Origin of the sequence: Mesorhizobium sp. M7A.F.Ca.CA.003.01.2.1 (assembly GCF_003998945.1) — a bacterium.
GTDB lineage: Bacteria > Pseudomonadota > Alphaproteobacteria > Rhizobiales > Rhizobiaceae > Mesorhizobium > Mesorhizobium ciceri.
Map to the genome: position 1 here is coordinate 1 of NZ_RZRA01001220.1, position 1,303 is coordinate 1,303.

The window sequence follows — 1,303 nt, forward strand, 5'->3', positions numbered from 1 at the left end:
GTGTTGCCCTGGGTTGCCCTCATCACCTGGAAGAGCGGCGGCACCTTTCTCAGCGATGCCGTCGGCAAGGACATGATGGCCAAGGTCGCCTCGGGCGAGGAATCGCACGGCCTGCCGCCCGGTTTCTACATGCTGACCTATTCCTTGTTCATGTGGCCGTTCGGCCTGATCGCGGTCGGCGCCGGGCTCCAGGCCCTCAACCGTCTGCGCGACGATCCCCGGCTGCGTTTCTGCCTCGCCTGGTATATTCCGTTCTGGCTGGTGTTCGAGCTGATCCCGACCAAGCTGCCGCACTATGTCCTGCCGGCCTATCCCGGCATGGCGCTGCTGATTGGCTGGCTGCTGACATTGTCGCCGCAGGAGGCCAATGCGCCGCTCAGGCGCTGGCAGGACTGGTTGTGGTGGTCGACCGCATTCGGTCTTGTCGTGGTCAGCCTTGGCCTGGCGGCGGTCTGCGTCGGAGCGCCGATCTATCTCACCGGCTCCTTTTCCTGGTGGAGCATCCCGGCCGCCGCGGCGGCGCTGGCGGCAGGGTATTTCGCTTTTTCGCGACAGCTGCAAGTGCCGCTCTCCCGCATCGGCGCCATCGCGGTTTGCGCCGGCATTACCTATGGGCTGTTGTTCGGCGTCATCGCGCCTTCGCTGAAGCCGATCTGGCTGAGCCCGGCGATCGAGGCGGCAGTCCAGGCCAACAGGCCTTGCGACACCACGGTGCTCGCCTCAGCGGAATATCACGAGCCGAGCCTGGTGTTCCTGGTCGGCACCAAGACCGTCCTGACCGATGTCGATGGCGTCGCCAAGCATCTGCTCGGCGATCCGGCCTGCGCGCTGGCGCTGGCACAAATCGGCGACGAGCAGAAGCTGAATGGCCTGTTGGAGGCGCAAGGCAAGTCGGCGAGCCGCGTTGCCGAGGTCGATGGCCTCAACTATTCGTCGGGAGACAAACTGTCGCTCGGCCTCTATCGTGTAAGCCAGTGACGGCTCGCCGATGCCCATGACGGCAACAATGGGGTCGAATTTCCTATGCTGGTGAAATCACGCCCGCCCGTTTCGAGCCTGCTCCTTGGCATAGGGCGCCGGTCGCTCGACAACTTTCGCGATACGATGCAGATCGCCAAAAGCCGCCTTGCCACCCGGCCGGCCAGATACCCGAATATTTTGTGGTCGGTCTGGGTGCTGGTCTGGGTCTTGCTGACGGCGTCGGCGTTTGTTCGTCTCGACACTCCGGCCGGAATGCTTCACGGCAAGTGGTCGGCGGGATTTGCCCGGACTGCCGACTTTTTCACCCAGTTCGGCCTGGGAG

General features: G+C 64.0%; 2 pseudogenes. Both read left to right on the plus strand.

The features are described 5' to 3' along the window. A pseudogene (locus tag EN969_RS31405) lies at positions 1–978 on the plus strand (glycosyltransferase family 39 protein); the annotation flags it as partial. Positions 979–1,023: 45 nt separating this feature from the next. Next, positions 1,024–1,303: pseudogene (locus EN969_RS31410) on the plus strand (phosphoesterase); the annotation flags it as partial.